Here is an 18,494-nt window from a genome sequence, read left to right as displayed (position 1 = left end):
AATCTCGAAGCCGGAGACGGAATGCGGAAGGTGCTGCGCACGATCTACGACGTGGTCTATGACGCGATCTGTCATATGGTCGAGGACGACGGATTTGCGATGGCAAGCCACGTGGCGCTGTCGAGCCTGCTTGCGGTTTTCCCTTTCCTGATCTTCGGTACCGCGCTTGCAAGCTTCCTCGGCGCCGATCAGTTTTCCTCCACCGCCATCCATCTGATCTTCGACACCTGGCCAGAAGCGATCGCCAAGCCGCTGGCCGACCAGGTGCTGCAGGTCCTGACCATTCAACGCGGCGGGCTGCTGACGATCTCGGTGCTGGCGGCCGCCTATTTCGCATCGAACGGCGTCGAAGCGCTGCGCATCTCGCTCAATCGCGCCTACCGGGTGCAGGAAACCCGGGCGTGGTATTTCACCCGCCTGGCCAGCCTCGGCTACGTGCTGATCGCGGTGATCATCTTCGCGGCGATCAGCATCCTGCTGGTGGCGGTGCCGTTGGCGCTCGATTATGCCAGGAATTGGTTTCCGCTGTTTGCCGATACGCTCGGCATCGTCTTCAGCTGGCGCATTTACGGCACACTTGTCGTGCTGACCGTCGGCCTGCTGGTCATGCATCTCTGGCTGCCGGCCGGCAAGCGGCGGGTTTTCGATGTTATCCCCGGGGTCTTGCTGACGCTGCTTCTCTGGCTCGCCGGCGCGCTGATCTTTGCCTACTATCTGGCGACCTTCGCCAATTATACGGCAACCTATGCCGGTCTCGCCTCGGTGATGATCGTGCTGATCTTTCTCTACATGGTCGGCGCCATCTTCATTATCGGCGCGGAGATCAATGCGGCGCTGATCAAGTTCCGCGTCTTCCGGATGTTCTCGCATACGCTTTCGATCGTCGGCAGAGAGCGTGTCGAACGGCGCTCAGAGCCCGACAAGGCGGCGAATGTCGGCCCCTGACATGCCCCGGGCACGCAATTCGGCGAGCCCGCTGTCACCTTCGCTTTTCGAAAGCTTGCGGCCATCGGCGTCGAGAATGAGACGATGATGGTGGTAGAGGGGCGGCGGCAGGCCGAGCAGAACCTGCAGCAGCCGGTGTACCGATGTGGCGTGGAAAAGGTCGAGCCCGCGCACGACATGGGTGACGCCCTGCAGGGCATCATCGACTACCACCGACAGATGGTAGCTCGAAGGAGCATCCGAGCGCGACAGGATGACATCTCCCCAGACGCCAGGTTCGGCGGCGATCTCGCCTGTCCTGCCGTCACCGGTTTCCGTCCAGAACAGCAGTTCGCCGATCAGGTCGAGCGCCTTGCGCATGTCGAGCCGCCAGGCATGTTTTTTCCCGGAGGAAAGGATCTCCCGCCATTCGGTTTCCGGCCGCTCGCGATCAATCGGCGGATAATGCGGCGTGCCGTCGGGATCGCGCGGCCAGGATTGGCCCGTTGCCTCGTAAGCGGCGACACGCGCCTTCACTTCGCCGCGCGTCAGGAAAGCCGGATAGACCAGGCCACGTTCGATCAGCGCATGCAGCGCCGCCTGGTACTCCGGAAAATGCTCCGACTGGCGCCGCACCGGACTTTCCCAGTCGATGCCAAGCCAGTCGATGTCCCGCAGGATGCCGGCTTCGAATTCGGGGGTGCAGCGAGCCTGGTCGATATCCTCGATGCGCAGCAGCAGGCGGCCATGAGAGGCTTCGGCCATGTCGCGGTTCAAAAAGGCCGACAGGGCATGGCCGAGATGCAGCGATCCGTTGGGACTCGGCGCAAAACGAAAGACAGGTTTTTGACGCTCGCTCGTGGTCATGCTTTCTTCTGCCACGGATTTTGGTTTTGAACCACTGGGGGCGCGAGGTGCAGATCATTCGCAACGACGATGACGTCAGGCTGGGGCTCGAAGTGCTGCTTCGCCTCGATCCGCGCCTCGCACCGATCGCAGCGGATGTTGGCCCGCTTCCGCTGCGACTGCGCGAGCCCGGATTTGCCGGCCTTGCCCATATCATCGTGTCGCAAATGGTCTCGCGTGCCAGCGCCGAGGCGATCTGGCGGCGCATGCTGCCGGCGGACGGTCCGCTCACGGCGGAAGCTTACCTGCTGTTTCACCCCGAGGCATGGCGGGAATTCGGCCTGTCGCGCGCCAAGGCCGATACGCTGACGCGGATCGCTGAAGCGGTTGCCTCCGGCGGCCTCGATCTTTCCGGGCTCTGCCTGAAGCCGCCGGGCGAAGCGCTTGGCGAACTGACGGGGCTGAAGGGCGTAGGCCCGTGGACGGCGGAGGTCTATCTGATGTTCTGCGGCGGCCATGCCGATGTCTTTCCGGCCGGCGATGTCGCGCTGCAGAACGCCGTCGGCGCGGCGCTCGGACTTGCGGCGCGGCCGCAAGCGAAGGCGCTTGCCAAGCTTTCGGAAGTCTGGTCGCCGTGGCGCTCGGTGGCAGCCCGGCTTTTCTGGGCCTATTACGCCACGAAAATGCGTCGTGACATGGTGCCAGTCGGCTGATCGGTCACACTCTTTAAATTGCCTTTATCCTCTGAATTTATTGGACTTCACAATCCTGTAACAACCGGCCTAATATACAGGTGCAGATGCCGAATCGATCAGGAGAGTCCCTTGACGATTGCAGTCTCCCCACAGGCCCTGCCGGCGCTCGTCCTGAACGCTGACTATCGGCCGCTGAGTTATTACCCCTTGTCGCTTTGGTCCTGGCAGGACGCGATCAAGGCGGTATTTCTCGACCGTGTGAATATCATTGCAGAATATGAACATTCAGTTTCCTCGCCGAGCTTTTCGATGCGGCTTCCGAGTGTCGTATGCCTGAAGACCTACGTTCAGCCGTCCCGTAATCCCGCATTCACCCGGTTCAACGTCTTCCTGCGCGACCGGTTCGAATGCCAGTATTGCGGCGCCCATGACGATCTGACCTTCGATCACGTCATCCCGCGCGCCCATGGCGGCGAGACGACCTGGGAGAATGTCGTGGCGGCCTGCTCGCCCTGCAATCTGCGCAAGGGCAGCAAGCTTCCGAAGCAGGCGGGCATGTTCCCGTCGCAGAAGCCCTATCAGCCGACCGTGCAGGATCTGCACAATAACGGCCGGCTGTTTCCGCCGAACTATCTGCATGACAGCTGGCTCGATTATCTCTACTGGGATACTGAGCTGCAGCCCTGATCGATCCTGATCACGCGGCCTTGCGGACGCCGACAAAGGCGAAGGCCGCGAGTAGAACTCCTGCGATTACATTCCAGCCTGCAAAAGACAGGCCGAGCACTCTCAGCGCCGCATCGGTGCAGGAGGGGCCTTTGATCGTATTGAGCTCGGTGAGCAGATCGCCGGCATTGCTCGTCAGCCCGTTTGCCGTCGTCGAGCAAGTGGCCGGGCCCGGCCAGAAGTGCCATTCCACGCCGGCGTGATAGACGCCCATGCCGGCTGTAACGAGCATCAGGATGCCGGCCGCGAGAATCATTGCGCGGGAAATCCAGTTCGGCAGACCGGCGAGCTCGCAGATCGCAGCGAGAATGGCGATCGGAATGGCATAATAATAAGGTTGCCGCTGCAGCAGGCAGAGGGCGCAGGGAATATAGCCGCCGATATACTGGAAACCGATCGCGGCGCCGACCACCGCAGCCATGCCGATAGCGAGCAATATAGAATAGATAAAGCCGGGGCGGGCGAGCGGCGAAGAAGTGGCAGTCATGGCGGAACTCCGCGAAATTGGCTCAGTGGGCAAGCAGTTTATACGCGATTCCGAGTGTGATGAGGACGCCTGCACCGATGCCGACGATCTGACCAAGGCGTTTCTCGACGAAATGGCGGATTGGCTCGCCATATCGACGAAGCAGCCACGCCAAAAGCAGGAACCGAGCACCGCGAGCTATGATCGCGGAAATAACAAAGAAGCCTAGATTCATGCCAATGACGCCAGCCAGAATGGTCACGACCTTAATCGGCGGAAGGTGTGCTAAGCCGGAAGTCACCAGCAATAGTAACAGGATTTCCCATTCGCCGTGAATTGCGCTTCGCCATTGCTCGAATTCATCGAATTTGCTGTAGAACTCAAGAACTGGTCTGGCGATTGCATCATAGGCGTAATAGCCGAGCGCCCAGCCGGCGATGCCGCCGAGCACGGAGGCGATGGTCGCAACCAACGCGTAGCGATAGGAGCGTTCCGGTTTGGCGAGCGCCATCGGCAGGAAAAGCACATCGGCAGGGACGAGAAAGACGGAGCTTTCGACGAAGGCGATGACGGCGAGCCAGACTTCGGCCGATTTGCGCGCGGCCAGAGACATGGTCCAATCGTAAAGTCTGCGGAGCATTCCGTTCCTTTCCTGTTGCGATGCAAAAGAGCTTTAGGGGCCGCAGGCAGCGCTGTAAATGCTCGTCCGTGTCCTTCGTGCCACCTCGGTCTAAAAATTTTGTGACGCCGGAGTGTGTGCGCGTCTTCCAAGATTTCGCAAGATTGCGAATCAGCCATTCTGCGGCAAGCTTTTTCGCGTCGGAATGCAGGGTGGCGAGACATGAAATTCAAGGTGATCGAAGGCGGCCTTGGGCAGGCCGCGTTGACGGACTGGCGTATCGAGGAGGACGGCAGGCCGAACCGCGACGACGTCCGCCGGGAAGCCGTCCGGCGGCTCAACGACAGCGGTTATCATCCCTCCCGCATCCGGGAATTTGTGACCGGCGCCCCGATGCCGGCGGCGCTGCAATATCTGTCGATGCAGATCGATTTCGCCGCCGAAGCGCTGTCGCGGCTCGATCCCATCCCCGCGGATTTCCGTTCCGACGGTTACTGGCCGGCATATTCCTGAACGGATCGCGGCACGATGGCGGACTGCGGTTTCAGGACAGATCCATCGATTTTTCCCATTGCTGACGCAGCACGTTCATCTCCGTGCGCTTCTGGGCCATTTCGCTGACGATCGCCCGCAGATTGGGATGGTGCGACATGAACATGTTGAAGTCGCGCCGCTCGAGCACCTCGAACTGGCAGAAGTCGACGGCGATGACGTCGGCCGTGCGCCGTCCGCCGCTCAGCAGCGCCATCTCGCCGAAGAAGGCGCCCGGTTCGAGGCGGATCGCGCCGCTGGCGAGCCGCACTTCGACGGCGCCCGAGGAGATGAAATACATGCTATCGCCGCGATCGCCGCGGCGGATGACGCGTTCTCCAGGCGGGGCGGCCTTTGCCTTGAAGAGCAGTAGAAGCTCCTCCTGTGCGTCCTCGCCGACCTGGGAGAATAGAGGGAAAGTTTCGATCAGCTGCTGCATCTTCAGCTGGTACTGGCGTTCGCGCTCCTCGCCGAGCGCCCTGATCTTTTCCAGTTCCTTGCTGAGCGTCTTCTGCTTCTTTCTGCCGTAGCTTTCGAAAAGGAGAGGCCATGTCGAATGCATATATTTCTTAAGGCCGTCGCTCGCGAAGATCACGACGGGGTTGAGAGTAATCGACAGGATCGCGGCGGCAAGGATCAGATCCTGGCCCTCATGCGGCAGAAGCCCGAGCGAGACGCCGAGGCCGGCGAGGATGAATGAAAATTCGCCAATCTGAGCAAGTCCGCCGGCCAAGGTCAGGCCCATGCTGATCGGATAGCGCAGCAGCATGACGATCGCGAAGGTGATGATGGCCTTGCCGACAATGACGAGCGCCAGCGCGCCGATTACGGCCAGCGGCTCGCGCACCAGGATCGAGGGGTCGAAGAGCATGCCGACGGAGACGAAGAACAGCACGGAGAAGGCGTTCTGCAACGGCAGCGAATCGGCCGCGGCTCGGTGGCTGAGCTGGGATTCGCTCATGATGACGCCGGCGAAGAAGGCGCCGAGCGCAAAGGAGACGCCGAAGATCGCGGCCGAGCCGAAGGCGATGCCGAGCGCGATCGCCAGCACCGTCAGCGTGAAGAGTTCGCGCGAGCCGGTGCGGGCGATCATCGTCAGCAGCCAGGGCACGATCCGAGGGCCGAGGAAGATCGCCATGGCGGCGAAAGCCGCCACCTTCAACAAGGTCAGCCCGATCGTCAGCGTCAGCGGCAGTTCGCCGAGACCGTGATTGGTCGCATCGACGGCATGGCCACCGAGAAGTTCTGCCAGCGCCGGCAGCAGCACCAAGGCCAGAACCATCGCCAGATCTTCGACGATCAGCCAACCGACAGCGACGCGTCCGCTTGCCGCATTGACAAGATTGCGCTCCTCCAGCGCCTTCAGGAGCACGACGGTGCTCGCAACCGACAGGCTGAGGCCGAAGACAATCCCGGCGCCGAGGCTCCAGCCCCAGAGCTTGCAAAGGCCGATGCCCAGCAGCGTGGCGAGGCAAATCCGTCCGATCGCGCCGGGCACGGCGATGCCGCGCACGGCGAGCAGATCGGAGGCGGAAAAATGCAAGCCGACGCCGAACATCAGCAGAATGACGCCCATTTCGGCGAGCTGGCCGGCAAGGGCCGTGTCGGCGACGAAGCCGGGCGTCAGGGGCCCAATCAGGATACCTGCCATCAGATAGCCGACGAGCGGCGGCAGCCGGAGCCGGTCCGCGCCATAGCCGAGGACCGCCGCGAAAACGAAACTGACGGCGACCGTCGCGATAAGTCCTACTTCCTGATGCACGTCCGCCCTCATCTGATGGTAACGGTCGCCACCTTGGACGAAGCCTAAGCAAAATTAAACAGTTGATTTGCATTTTGAGGGCCTGGTCGGCGCTCTTGGCCAGTCGGGAACAGATATTCTCGGCAAAGGATCGCCATGGCCGGCGCGCCAGCGATGTGGAACCAGTTTTAGCTTAGGTCGTTGCCCCCTCATCACGAGAAGGAGAAACGACATGCGGAAGTTCATCCTGAACTGTACTGTGGCGGCGCTTGCCGCCTGTTCGTTTGCAACACCTGTCCTCGCCGACAGCATCTATGTCCGAGAGCGCACCTATGATGACGACGGCTATCGCCAGGAGCGGGTCCGGCCCGGGATTACCATCAGCGAGCGCGGCGTGACCTTCGGTGTCCGCGAACGCGAACGCCGTCGCTATCGCGACAATGGATGCGAAACCAGGAGCGTCACCCGCCAGACCGAGGACGGCGAGGTTACCAGGACTGTGCGGCGCTGTAACTGATGAAACTATCACAGAAGGGCGGGGCCCGGTTCAAAGAGCCGGGTTTTCGCCTTTCATGCCGGGCATACTCTCAATGCAGTGGTGAAACGCGCCCATCGGTGTTATGAGCACGCCTTTGGTAGTAGCGCATTTGCAGCGCAAACACCGCCTGCACAGGATTTTCGAGTATGATTGAACTTACGCCGTCCCAGATCGCCGCGCTGAAACTCGCCAGGGATGGAGACCTTTACCCTCAGCCGGCCAATAAATGGACGCATCAGAACGCAACGGTGACCTACGCGAAGAACGACCGCTGGAAAGAGCGGCCTCAGAAAATCAAATCGGTCACCGCTAAGACGCTGGGCGAGCTGAAGGAGCCGGGTTTCCTTGAGCGGCGGCACCTCGATGACGATGTCTCGAAAGACGTCTACGGCATCACCATGGCCGGCAAGATGTGGCTGCTGAAGAATAAATAGTTTCAGCTGGATGCGGATTGTCCCGTATCGGGATCGAGGCGCTGCTGGTCGAAACCAGTCCGCCTTCGTTCCTGACGGAACTACGGCGCGACAGCCTACGCTCTGTAAGCTTCGGCTCGCCGAGCCGAAGCTCACAGAGCGTAGGCTGGTGCCCCATGCCGGAGTCGAACCAGCACTTCTTTCGAAACTCGATTTTGAGTCGAGCGCGTCTACCAATTCCGCCAATGGGGCAACGGATACAGACCGGGCGGCTGTCTAACATGTGAGCGCCCGCGCGCGCAAGACGGTCGGGCTAAGTTATCGGACTGATCGAGTGGAGAAATCCGGCCTTGCTTCGAGGCCGGATCTTGCTTGATCAATGGGCGGCGGCAGGAGCCGCGCTCGGCAGGCCTGATTTCTTCAGCGTGAGCGCCAGGATCGAGGCCAGCAGGCAGAAGGCGCCGGCGACGAAGAAGGCGGGCAGATAGCTCGACAGTTCCGTGCGCGAGAGGCCGGCGCCATAGGCGGCGGTGGCGGCGCCCAACTGATGGCCGGCAAAGACCCAGCCGAAGACGAGGCCGGCCTTTTCACGGCCGAAGCGGTCGGCGGCGATCTTGACGGTCGGCGGCACGGTGGCGATCCAGTCGAGGCCATAGAAGATGGCGAAGATCGAAAGGCCGTAGAAGCTGAAATCGCTGAAGGGCAGATAGAGCAGCGACAGGCCACGCAGGCCGTAGTACCAGAACAGCAGCCAGCGATTGTCGAACCGGTCGGACAGCCAGCCGGAGCCGATCGTGCCGAAGAAATCGAAGATGCCCATGACGGCCAGCACGCTGGCGGCGGCCACCGGCACGATGCCGAAATCGCCGCAGAGGGTGACGAAATGGGTCTGGATCAGGCCGTTGGTGCTGAGACCGCAGATGAAGAAGGTGGCAAAGAGGATCCAGAAGGTCGAGGTGGTTGAAATCTCGCGAAGCGTGGTGATCGGCGTCATCAGGGCAGCGCCGAGCGTCGGCCTGGCCGGTGCCGGCGTCACATGCTCCTCGCCCAACGAGGGCAAATTGACGTCAGCCGGCCGGTCGCGCATGAAGGCGAGAACGGCAAGGGCGGCGACCATGATCATGGCGCAGACGAAGAATACCGTCGAGCGCCAGCCGTAACGCTCGGTCAGTTCCGCCATCAGCGGCAGAAAGACGAGCTGGCCGGTGGCCGAGCTTGCCGAAAGCATGCCGACGACAAGGCCGCGATGCCTGGTGAACCAGCGCGTCGACACCGTCGCGGCGAGCACCATGGCCGTCAATCCGGTGCCGAAGCCGACGACGATGCCCCAGAGCAGCAGGAGCTGCCACAACGTTGTCATGAACAGCGAGCCGACGAAGCCTATGCCGATCAGCGCCAATGCAAAGACTATGACCTTGCGCACGCCGAAATAATTCATGAAGGCGGCGGCAAACGGCCCCATGAAGCCGAAAAGGATCAGCCGGATCGCCAGTGCGGAGGAAATCTGCGAGGTTTCCCAACCGAATTCGTCCTGCAGCGGCTTAATCAGCACGCCGGGTGCGCCCATGGCGCCCGCTGTCACCAACATGGTGAGGAAGGTGGCGGCAACGACGACCCAGCCGTAATGAATGTTGCGCCGGGCAAGGGTTGAGGCAAGGACGGTGGAAACCATGGGCAAGATTCCGTTCGAATTCAATTTGAGGGCGCTGCGGGACTGCCGATTTACATGATGGTCATCATATTTCTTGCGTATTCATGATGGGCGTCATATATTTTGTCAAGCGACTATTTTCTGGAGATGAGCAATGCGGGTCAGCCGCGAAAAATTTGCCGAAAACCGCGAAAAGATCCTGAGCGTTGCCGGCGTGCTTTTCCGCGAGAACGGTTTCGACGGGGTTGGCGTCGCCGACATTATGAAGGCGGCGGGGCTGACGCATGGCGGCTTCTACGGTCATTTCGCTTCGAAGGACGAGCTGGCGCTAGAGGTCAGCCGCAAGCTGATCGACAAGGTCGAAACGCGCTGGAAGGAGCATATCGCCAGTTCGCCGGACCGGCCGCTCGAAACGCTTCTCGACCATTATATCCATTGGCGTACGGTCGACGATCCGGGCGGCAGCTGCGTCTTCGCAACGCTGATCCAGGAGGTCAGCCGCAGCCGCGGCGCCGTCCGCGCCGTCTTTAGCGACGGGCTGTCGGTGCTGGTCGAAACGCTTGCCGATATTGTTCCCGGCGACACCGCCGAGGAGCGCCGCGCCAATGCCGCCACCACGCTCTCATCGATGATCGGCGCCGTTATTCTGGCCCGTGCTGTCGAGGACCGGGCGCTTGCCGAGCAGTTTCTGGTGACGATGCGCCGGCAGCTCGATCCCGGTAGGCGGAAATAATTTGGTCGCGCAAGGCGATGAGCGCATTGGCCTCAACGATCTCGGTGAAGAAACGGTGGTCATGACAGCCGATTACTCGATATTCAGGTAACCGCTAGGACGGAGCTGTGACCGCTGGGTGCCGTATCCCACTCCTCTCCCGCGGCCGGGAGAGGATCTGCCTTTATGAGGGCGCCGAGAAGAGGATGCAGCTATTTGAAGCCGGCGACGGCGTGCGGGATGTAGGGTGATTCCAGCACGGCGATTTCCTCGGCAGTGAGCTTGACCGTGAGCGAAGCGACGGCATCTGCCAGATGGTTCGGTTTGGACGCGCCGATGATCGGCGCGGTCACCACGCTCTTCTGCAGGATCCAGGCGGTGGCGACCTGGGCGCGGGAAATGCCGCGGGCGCTGGCGATGTCGGCCACGGCCTCGACGATCCTGCGGTCGGCATCGATCGATTGCGTGTAGAGCGTCTTGCCGAATTCGTCGGTCTCGCTGCGCGCCGTCATCTCGTCCCAGTCGCGGGTCAGACGGCCGCGGGCAAGAGGGCTCCAGGGAATGACGGCGATCTTCTGGTCTTCGCAGAGCGGCAGCATTTCGCGCTCCTCCTCGCGGTAGAGCAGGTTCAGATGGTTCTGCATGCTGACGAATTCCGTCCAGCCGTTCAGCCGGGAGACGTAGAGCGCCTTGGCGAATTGCCAGGCATACATCGAGGAGGCACCGATATAACGCGCCTTGCCCGCTTTGACGACATCATGCAGCGCTTCCAGCGTTTCCTCGATCGGCGTCGTGTAGTCGAAACGGTGGATCTGGTAGAGGTCGACATAGTCGGTGCCGAGACGGCGAAGACTATTGTCGATCTCGTCGAAGATCGCCTTGCGTGAAAGGCCGGCGCCGTTTGGACCCGGCCGCATGCGATTGAACACCTTGGTCGCCAGAACGATATCCTCGCGCTTGGCGAAGTCTTTGATGGCGCGGCCGACGATCTCTTCCGAGGAACCGTTGGAATAGGTGTTGGCCGTATCGAGAAAATTGATGCCGAGGTCGATCGCCTGCTTGATCATTGCCCGGCTTTCCTCTTCCCGCAGGCTCCAGGCATGATTGCCGCGGCCCGGATCGCCGAAGGTCATGCAGCCCAGGCAGATTTTCGACACTTCGAGACCGGTCTTTCCGAATTTGACGTATTCCATGAAACGACTCCGTGAAATGAGACACCCCGTGCGGCGTTTGATGATCTAGTGCGAAACCGTCAAAGTCGCAGGGAGGCGCACGCGGAATCGGCGCGGCGATGCGTACAATGATAAGTGATGGGGCCGCCGTTTCCGTCGCCGGCTTGCACATCCGCGCCGCAAGGTGTTAGCTGCTGCAGCATTTCACCGGAAGCCAGACTATGCGACTGCCCTCCCATGATCGTTACGACGATCTCTATCGTGATTTCTCCTGGCGGATTCCGGAAGACTTCAATATCGGCCGCGCCGTCAGCGACGATTGGGCGGCGCGAGATCCGGAGCGTGTCTGTCTCGAGCATTTCAGTCCGGACGGCAATCATCTTTCGCTGACCTATGGCGAACTCTCCGGCAGCTCTTCGATGTTCGCCAATGTGCTGGCATCGCTTGGCATCAAGCGCGGCGATCGCGTCGCTCTGCTGATGCCCCAGTCCTTCGAGACCGTGGTTGCGCATGTCGCAATCTATAAGATGGGCGCGATCGCCTTGCCGCTGGCGTTGCTGTTCGGCATCGAGGCGCTGGAATATCGGCTGAGGATCTCGGGTGCGGCGGCAATCGTCACCAATGATTTCGGCCTCGATCGGATCCGGCAAATCCGCGATCGTCTGCCGGAGTTGCGGCATGTGATCAGCGTCGATGGCGCTCCGGACGCTCTCTCCTTTGCCGATCTCATCGTATCCTATGCGCCCGTCTTCGAAGGCGAGAAGACAACGCCCGACGATCCGGCGCTGATGATCTTCACCTCCGGGACAACAGGGCCGCCGAAAGGGGCGTTGCATGGCCACCGCGTCCTGCCCGGCCATATTCCCGGCATGCAGTTCGCCCATGAGGGTTTTCCAAAGGTGGGCGACAAGGTCTGGACGCCGTCCGACTGGGCCTGGGCCGGTGGTCTGCTTAACGCGCTGCTGCCGAGCCTTCTGCTCGGCGTTCCCGTCGTCTCGTCGCCGGCGCAGAAATTCGATGCCGACATGGCCTATCGGATCATGGCGGAGATGGACGTGCGCAATGCCTTCATCCCGCCGACGGCGCTGAGGCTGATGCGCTCGGTTTCCAATCCCCGCTCGAAATATGATCTGGTGCTGCGCACGATCGGCTCTGCCGGGGAGGCGCTCGGCCGCGAAACCTATGAATGGGCGCGGCGCACGCTCGGCATCACCGTCAACGAATTCTACGGCCAGACGGAATGCAATTTCGTGCTCTCGTCTGCCGCTGCCTACGATGTCAGCAGAGCCGGTGCTATCGGCCGGGCGGTGCCGGGACACCGCGTCGCGATCGTCAACGATGAGGGGGATGAACTGCCGGCAGGCGAGCCGGGCCAGATCGCCATCGCCAGTCCCGATCCCGTCATGTTCCTCGGCTATTGGAATGACGCGGCGGCGACGACGCGAAAATTCGTCAAGGACTGGCTGCTCACCGGTGATATCGGCCGGCAGGACGCGGACGGCTACGTCACCTTCGAAGGCCGCGACGACGATGTCATCACCTCGTCGGGATATCGCATCGGCCCGGCCGAGATCGAGGATTGCCTGGTCGGTCATCCCGCCGTGCAGCTTGCCGCCGCCGTCGGCAAACCCGATCCACTGCGCACTGAGATCGTCAAAGCCTATATCGTGCTGGCGCCGGGCCACTCGCCGAGCGAGGCGCTGGCGGCCGATATCAGGGACTGGGTGAAGATGCGGCTTTCGATGCACGAATATCCGCGCGAGGTGGAATTCGTCGAGTCACTGCCGCTGACGACGACCGGCAAGGTGATCCGCCGGCTGCTGCGAGAGAAAGCTGCGACGGAAGGTTAGCCCCGGCCGGCGAGCGACATGATCTTCTCGCGCAGCATCTTCGCCATGTTGCGGGTGCTGCGGTACATGTGGAGCTGGGCGGCGACCTGGCGCATGTCGCGGTCGCCGTTCTGCGTCAGGCCGATCACCAGCGTTCCCATCTCCTCGCGCTCCTGCCAGAAGCGGCTCATGATCGGGTGGTCGGAGACGGCGCAGGAATCGGAGCGGACGATATTGGCGTCGTCGAGATGCCATTCGGTGAGTTCGCTCATCAACAGCTTGCCCGGCGAATAGCGGGCATAATTCTCGTCATAAGCGGTCTTCCAGGTATATGCCTCGCCGCCCATCATCAAAACGACGATGGCAGCGATCGCCTTGCCGTTGAGGTCGATCGTATGGATGCGTACGGCATCGACGGCGGCAAGGTTCGACACCGCCTCACGGGCGAAGGCGGTATGATAGCGATCGGTGACGAGAGCGCTTCGTCGTTTACCCTTCCAACCGCCGGCTTCCATCGCCAGGAACTCCTCGAAACGCACGTGGATTTCGCGTGGCTGGCGGGCGACGGCATAGACCGCCTTCCCGAGTTCTTCCAGCTGACGCCACTGGCGACGCATCTCGCGCATATGCGAGGAGGAGATGGTCTTGCTGAGATAGGCAGGCGCCTCTTCCTCGCTCTGCAGCATCGGGCGCAGATAGGGATTGGTCACGGTGAGCGGCAGATTGCGGCCGAGCGCCACGGCCTTGAGCATGCGCACGAAAATACCGTTCAATCTCAGATCCGGCAGGACCAGGGTGCCCGGCAGGTTGAGATCAGGAATGGTCAGCCCCTCGAAGAAATTGTCGAGGGTTTCGGCCGCATCCTCGCTGTCGACGAGCGGCGTGCCGAGCGGGCCGAAGCTGTTCGACCAGCCGCGGATGATCGAGGGACCGACGGCAAAGCCCGGCTTGTCGACCGAAAACGGTAGCAGGAAACGCATGCGGCTGCGGCCGACATTGTGGTCGCGGATCAGGGCGAAATTCACCTGCCTGTCTTCGAGCCGCGGCATGGCGGGCGCAAGGAAGCGGCCGGAGAAAAAGACGTTCGGCTCCATCGCCCGGTTGGAGAGGAAGTCGAGCTCGTCCTGAAGGTCGTAGCCGAGCTTGCCGGGATAGAGGCAAAGTTCGCGTCCGGGCCGGCCGATCTCGGCACGGGCCTCGGCCTGCGGTGCCTCGAAATGCAGCGACGCGAGATCATGGATCATGCGGTTGGTGATGCGGTCGGTGCTTTCGGTGACGGGGGGCGGACGCACCATCTATCGAACTCTCATTTCTGGCGTTGCGGCGGAGGGGCTGGCGAAGGCGAAGAGGACAATGCCGAGCGTGCGGCGCACGGCGACATGCAGAAGAACGGCCTCGACCGCCATGGCCGAGGCGGTGGCAATCGCGGTGCCTTCGATGCCGTAATGCGGGATCAAAGCGAGGTTGAGACCGACATTGGCGGCCAATGCACCGGCATAGAGGGCGACGCAGAGGTTCTGCTTACCCGCCATCATCAGCAGCGTTTCAGCCGGGCCGACCAGCGATTTGGCGAGAATGCCGGCAAGCAGGATCGCCATGACAAGATAACCCGCGGTGAAGGCCCCGCCGAACAGCGACAGCAGCAGGTTGCCGGCCGCGAGCACCGCGAGGCCGACGCCGAGCGCCGGCCAGAAGGTCCAACGGGCGGCATCGGTGGCGGCGATCGCCAACTGGGCATGGTCGCCCTCGGCGATGATCGAGGAAAAACGCGGGCCGGAAGCGGCCTTGACGGAAAAATTGATGAAATGCACCAGCGCCATGGTCTTGGCGGCGGCGAAATAGATGGCGACGTCATGCGGCTCGAGGAAGATGCCGACAACGACGACGTCGGAATTGGTCAGCAGGAAGCTGACGCCCTCGATCAGGAAGATCGGGAAGGCGACGCTGAGCCAGGCGAGGAAATCGACCTTGCGCGGGCCGTCGTCATAATGCCGGCGAAGGCGGTAAAGCGTCGCGCCATATTGGCCGAGGGCGGTGACGAAGGTGGCCACGAGCGCCGCCTGCATGGCGGTGACGGCCGTATGCTCCGCGCCCGTCGCAATCGCAATCAGCATGCAGGCGATGATGAGGATCGGCCGGATAATATAGACCGGGCCCAGCGCCATCACCGGCCAGTGATTCGCCCGCGAGGTGCCTTCCAGAATATCGCCCAGCGCGATCATCGGCATGGCAAACAGGCCGAGGAAAATCGGGACGAGATAATAGGGCTCGATCAGATCACCGAAGAGATGCAGCCCGAGCATGCCGGCGGCAAGCATTGCCGTGCCGGACAGCAGCGCGAAGATGCGTGCCGCACCGGTCAGACCACGGATTTCCTCGAAGGCGCCCGCCGCCTTGTACTGCGGCAGAAAGCGGATGATCGCGGTGTGGAAGCCAAGGCAGGAGAGGTCGCCGAAGACGACGACCAGCACCCAGACGAAAACGAAGATGCCGTATTCATATTCGCCCATCAGCCGGGCGAGCAGGATCTGGGAGACGAAGGCGAGTGCGGCGCTGAGGATGCGGATAGAAAAGGCCGTCAGCGCCATGCGCTGAGCGACGGCCTTCTCGCCGCCTTCGGTCAGCACGGCCGCAAGCATGCGCAGCGTTCGGCCGCCGATCGGGCGCAGGCCCGCCGGCAGCATCTTCTCCGCTGTTTCTATGACCGCCATGATGAACACGCAAAACTCTGAGGTCAGGCAAATCGTCCCCGAAGTTTTGACAGAGCAGGGTTAAGAAACGGTTCCGGGACGGCCCTGGCCGCGGACCTGGAATCCGAGCTGCCAGGCGTTGCCGCAGAAAAGCAAATGCCGCCCGAAGGCGGCATTTTCAGATTTGTCGTATGTGCCTTAGACTTGTTCGAAGGCGCCGTGGCAATGCTTGTATTTCTTGCCGGAGCCGCAGGGGCAGGCCTCGTTGCGGCCGACCTTGCCCCAGGAGGCGGGGTCCTCGGGATTGCGGTTCTCGGGCGCGACCATTACTTCGGAGGCCTGGTAGATCGGGGCGAAATCGTCTTCGCCCGTCATCGGATCGAGATGATGGGCCTGCATCAGCGGCGGTTCGGGTTCGGCCGGCGCCTGCTGCACCAGTTCGACGCGCATCAGCTGGGCAGTGACGGCCTCACGTAGATTGTTGAGGAGCCCGGTGAAGAGTTCGAAGGCTTCAGACTTGTATTCCTGCAGCGGATCGCGCTGGGCGTAACCGCGGAAGCCGATGACCGAGCGCAGGTGATCGAGGTTGACGATGTGCTCGCGCCAGAGATGATCGAGCGTCTGCATGACGATCGAGCGCTCGACATAATGCATGATGTCGTCGCCGAAACGCTCGGCCTTTTCCGTAAAGGCGGCATTGGCGGCTTCCGTCAGGCGCTCGCGAATATCGTCCTCGCCAATGCCTTCCTCCTTGACCCAATCGTCGATCGGCAGATCGAGATTGAGGATATTGGTGACGCCCGTCTTCAGACCGACGGCATCCCATTGTTCGGCATAGGCGCGTTCGGGGATATGCTTTGCGACCAGATCCTCGATCACTTCGCGGCGCATGTCGGAGACGGTCTCCGAAATGTTGGTCGATTCCATCAGTTCGAGACGCTGCTCGAAGATCACCTTGCGCTGATCGTTGAGAACGTCGTCATACTTCAAGAGGTTCTTGCGGATGTCGAAGTTGCGGGCTTCGACCTTCTTCTGCGCGCGCTCCAGCGCCTTGTTGATCCAGGGATGGACGATCGCCTCGCCCTCCTTGAGGCCGAGCTTGGTCAGCATGCTGTCCATGCGGTCGGAGCCGAAGATGCGCATCAGGTCGTCCTGAAGCGAAAGGTAGAATTTCGAGCGGCCGGGGTCGCCCTGACGGCCCGAGCGGCCGCGCAGCTGGTTGTCGATGCGGCGGCTTTCATGGCGTTCGGTGGCGATGACATAGAGGCCGCCGGCGGCCAGCGCCTTCTGCTTGAGTTCCTTGATCTCTTCGACGATCGCCTGGATCCGGGCATCACGCTCCGGACCGGCTTCCATCTCGCCGAGTTCGCGCTCGATGCGCATTTCCAGGTTGCCGCCGAGCTGAATGTCGGTACCGCGGCCGGCCATGTTGGTGGCGATCGTGACGGCGCCCGGCACGCCGGCCTGGGCGACGATATAGGCCTCCTGCTCGTGGTAGCGGGCGTTCAGCACCTGGAAGTCGGCGAAGCCTTGCTTGCGCATACGGTCGGCAAGCAGTTCCGACTTCTCGATCGAGGTCGTACCGACGAGCACCGGCTGGCCGCGCTTGTGGGCGTCGAGGATTTCTTCGATGATTGCCTTGAACTTCTCATCGAAGGTCCGGTAGACCTCGTCGTCCTCGTCGATGCGCTTGATCGGCAGGTTGGTCGGGACCTCGATGACGTCGAGATTATAGATATTGCCGAATTCTTCCGCTTCCGTCTGCGCCGTGCCGGTCATGCCGGCGAGCTTGTCGTACATGCGGAAATAATTCTGGAAGGTGATCGAGGCCAGCGTCTGGTTTTCCGGCTGGATCTGCACCTTTTCTTTGGCTTCGAGCGCCTGGTGCTGGCCTTCCGAATAACGCCGGCCCGGCATCATGCGGCCGGTGAACTCATCGATGATGACGACTTCGTCGTTGCGGACGATATAGTCCTTGTCGCGCTGGAAGAGCTTATGGGCCTTCAGCGCATTGTTGATGTGGTGGACGATCGCAACGTTTTCGATGTCGTAGAGCGCGTTGCCCTTCAGGAGGCCGGCCTGGCGGAGCAGGTTCTCCAGCTTCTCGGTGCCTTCTTCGGAGAAGTTAGCTGAGCGCTGCTTCTCGTCGATCTCGTAATCACTGGGGACGAGCATCGGAATGAAGGCGTCGATCGTATTGTAGAGTTCTGAACGGTCGTCGAGTGGGCCGGAGATGATCAGCGGCGTGCGCGCCTCGTCGACGAGGATCGAGTCCACTTCGTCGACGATCGCGAAGTTGTGGCCGCGCTGGACCATCTGGTTCTTTTCGTACTTCATATTATCGCGCAGATAATCGAAGCCGAGCTCGTTGTTGGTGGCATAGGTGATGTCGCAGGCATAGGCTGCGCGGCGCTCCTCGTCGGAGAGACCGTGGATGATGACGCCGGTGGTCATGCCGAGGAAGCCATAGATCCGGCCCATGGTCGCGGCGTCGCGCTGGGCGAGATAGTCGTTGACCGTGACGACGTGCACGCCCTTGCCGGAAAGCGCGTTCAGATAGACCGGCAGGGTGGCGACGAGGGTCTTGCCTTCACCGGTTTTCATTTCGGCGATCGCATTCGAGTGCAGGATCATGCCGCCGATCAGCTGTACGTCAAAAGGTCGCAGGCCGAGAACGCGGCGCGAAGCCTCGCGCACGACGGCAAAGGCGGGAATCAGGATGTCGTCGAGCGTCTTGCCTTCGGCCAGAAGAGCGCGGAACTCCGCGGTCTTTGCCGCGAGCTGCTCGTCCGTCAGAGCCTTCGTCTTCTCTTCGATGGAGTTGATCGCGGTGACGTTCGGCTGGAAGGACCGCACGCGGCGATCATTGGACGATCCAAATAACTTGCGGGCAATACCGCCAAAGCTGACCATGTGACTGGTCCTTTCTCAATATTCATCC

General features: G+C 61.6%; 17 protein-coding genes and 1 tRNA gene. 8 read left to right on the top strand and 10 right to left on the bottom strand.

Features of this window, described 5'->3' with window-relative positions; genetic code table 11:
* Positions 1-21: 21 nt before the first annotated feature.
* Positions 22-945 carry a YihY/virulence factor BrkB family protein gene (locus EFR00_RS09200; RefSeq protein WP_010061047.1) on the top strand — a complete coding sequence of 308 codons (924 nt, stop codon included), beginning with the start codon at positions 22-24 and terminating at the stop codon, positions 943-945.
* Here EFR00_RS09200 and gluQRS read toward each other — a convergent pair.
* The gene (gluQRS, locus tag EFR00_RS09195) at positions 910-1,791 is read right to left on the bottom strand and encodes a tRNA glutamyl-Q(34) synthetase GluQRS (RefSeq protein WP_009993290.1); all 882 of its coding nucleotides are present in this window, start codon (positions 1,789-1,791) and stop codon (positions 910-912) included. The genes EFR00_RS09200 and gluQRS overlap by 36 nt on opposite strands.
* Positions 1,792-1,838: 47 nt before the next feature.
* Here gluQRS and EFR00_RS09190 point away from each other — a divergent pair, with 47 nt between their 5' ends.
* Both EFR00_RS09190 and EFR00_RS09185 read left to right on the top strand, forming a co-directional pair.
* Positions 1,839-2,483: a DNA-3-methyladenine glycosylase family protein gene (locus tag EFR00_RS09190; protein WP_077992434.1), complete on the top strand. Its 645-nt coding sequence runs from the start codon at positions 1,839-1,841 to the stop codon at positions 2,481-2,483.
* Positions 2,484-2,594: 111 nt separating this feature from the next.
* Complete coding sequence (locus EFR00_RS09185; protein WP_077992002.1) at positions 2,595-3,152, top strand: HNH endonuclease; 558 nt, start codon at positions 2,595-2,597, stop codon at positions 3,150-3,152.
* Between the two features lie 10 nt (positions 3,153-3,162).
* Here the strand turns inward: EFR00_RS09185 and EFR00_RS09180 are convergent, their stop codons facing one another.
* Both EFR00_RS09180 and EFR00_RS09175 read right to left on the bottom strand, forming a co-directional pair.
* Entirely contained in the window at positions 3,163-3,678 is a 516-nt protein-coding gene (locus EFR00_RS09180; protein WP_009991727.1) for a disulfide bond formation protein B, read from the bottom strand.
* Positions 3,679-3,700: 22 nt separating this feature from the next.
* The gene (locus EFR00_RS09175; protein ID WP_077992000.1) at positions 3,701-4,297 is read right to left on the bottom strand and encodes a YqaA family protein; all 597 of its coding nucleotides are present in this window, start codon (positions 4,295-4,297) and stop codon (positions 3,701-3,703) included.
* Between the two features lie 201 nt (positions 4,298-4,498).
* Between EFR00_RS09175 and EFR00_RS09170 the strand changes: the two genes are divergently transcribed.
* The gene (locus EFR00_RS09170) at positions 4,499-4,789 is read left to right on the top strand and encodes a hypothetical protein (protein ID WP_038691566.1); all 291 of its coding nucleotides are present in this window, start codon (positions 4,499-4,501) and stop codon (positions 4,787-4,789) included.
* Positions 4,790-4,820: 31 nt separating this feature from the next.
* On the opposite strand, the gene EFR00_RS09165 is transcribed toward EFR00_RS09170, so the two are convergent.
* Positions 4,821-6,569, bottom strand: coding sequence for a cation:proton antiporter domain-containing protein (locus EFR00_RS09165; protein WP_039623541.1), 1,749 nt, complete (start codon positions 6,567-6,569; stop codon positions 4,821-4,823).
* Between the two features lie 211 nt (positions 6,570-6,780).
* On the opposite strand from EFR00_RS09165, the gene EFR00_RS09160 reads away from it, so the two are divergent.
* Together EFR00_RS09160 and EFR00_RS09155 are read left to right on the top strand one after the other, a co-directional pair.
* The gene (locus tag EFR00_RS09160) at positions 6,781-7,065 is read left to right on the top strand and encodes a hypothetical protein (protein WP_077991998.1); all 285 of its coding nucleotides are present in this window, start codon (positions 6,781-6,783) and stop codon (positions 7,063-7,065) included.
* Between the two features lie 167 nt (positions 7,066-7,232).
* Complete coding sequence (locus EFR00_RS09155) at positions 7,233-7,520, top strand: hypothetical protein (protein ID WP_003589997.1); 288 nt, start codon at positions 7,233-7,235, stop codon at positions 7,518-7,520.
* A 146-nt stretch (positions 7,521-7,666) separates the two neighbouring features.
* Here EFR00_RS09155 and EFR00_RS09150 read toward each other — a convergent pair.
* Positions 7,667-7,751, bottom strand: a tRNA-Leu gene (locus EFR00_RS09150).
* Between the two features lie 124 nt (positions 7,752-7,875).
* The gene (locus EFR00_RS09145) at positions 7,876-9,171 is read right to left on the bottom strand and encodes an MFS transporter (RefSeq protein WP_077991997.1); all 1,296 of its coding nucleotides are present in this window, start codon (positions 9,169-9,171) and stop codon (positions 7,876-7,878) included.
* Positions 9,172-9,304: 133 nt separating this feature from the next.
* Here EFR00_RS09145 and EFR00_RS09140 point away from each other — a divergent pair, with 133 nt between their 5' ends.
* On the top strand, positions 9,305-9,883 hold the full coding sequence (locus EFR00_RS09140) for a TetR/AcrR family transcriptional regulator (RefSeq protein ID WP_077991996.1): 579 nt from the start codon (positions 9,305-9,307) through the stop codon (positions 9,881-9,883).
* A gap of 191 nt (positions 9,884-10,074) precedes the next feature.
* Here EFR00_RS09140 and EFR00_RS09135 read toward each other — a convergent pair whose 3' ends face one another.
* Complete coding sequence (locus tag EFR00_RS09135) at positions 10,075-11,055, bottom strand: aldo/keto reductase (RefSeq protein WP_077991995.1); 981 nt, start codon at positions 11,053-11,055, stop codon at positions 10,075-10,077.
* 200 nt (positions 11,056-11,255) lie between these two features.
* Here EFR00_RS09135 and EFR00_RS09130 point away from each other — a divergent pair, with 200 nt between their 5' ends.
* Positions 11,256-12,884 carry an AMP-binding protein gene (locus EFR00_RS09130; RefSeq protein ID WP_077991994.1) on the top strand — a complete coding sequence of 543 codons (1,629 nt, stop codon included), beginning with the start codon at positions 11,256-11,258 and terminating at the stop codon, positions 12,882-12,884.
* Here EFR00_RS09130 and EFR00_RS09125 read toward each other — a convergent pair.
* The 3 genes from EFR00_RS09125 to secA form a co-directional block, all read right to left on the bottom strand.
* On the bottom strand, positions 12,881-14,158 hold the full coding sequence (locus EFR00_RS09125; RefSeq protein WP_009993246.1) for a GNAT family N-acetyltransferase: 1,278 nt from the start codon (positions 14,156-14,158) through the stop codon (positions 12,881-12,883). The genes EFR00_RS09130 and EFR00_RS09125 overlap by 4 nt on opposite strands.
* Complete coding sequence (locus tag EFR00_RS09120) at positions 14,159-15,574, bottom strand: lipopolysaccharide biosynthesis protein (protein WP_077992426.1); 1,416 nt, start codon at positions 15,572-15,574, stop codon at positions 14,159-14,161.
* A gap of 177 nt (positions 15,575-15,751) precedes the next feature.
* On the bottom strand, positions 15,752-18,466 hold the full coding sequence (gene secA / locus EFR00_RS09115; RefSeq protein WP_077991993.1) for a preprotein translocase subunit SecA: 2,715 nt from the start codon (positions 18,464-18,466) through the stop codon (positions 15,752-15,754).
* Positions 18,467-18,494: the final 28 nt, after the last annotated feature.

It is taken from the genome of Rhizobium sophoriradicis (genome assembly GCF_003939025.1).
Classification (GTDB): Bacteria; Pseudomonadota; Alphaproteobacteria; order Rhizobiales; family Rhizobiaceae; genus Rhizobium; species Rhizobium sophoriradicis.
This window is presented reverse-complemented; position numbering and strand designations above follow the sequence as displayed.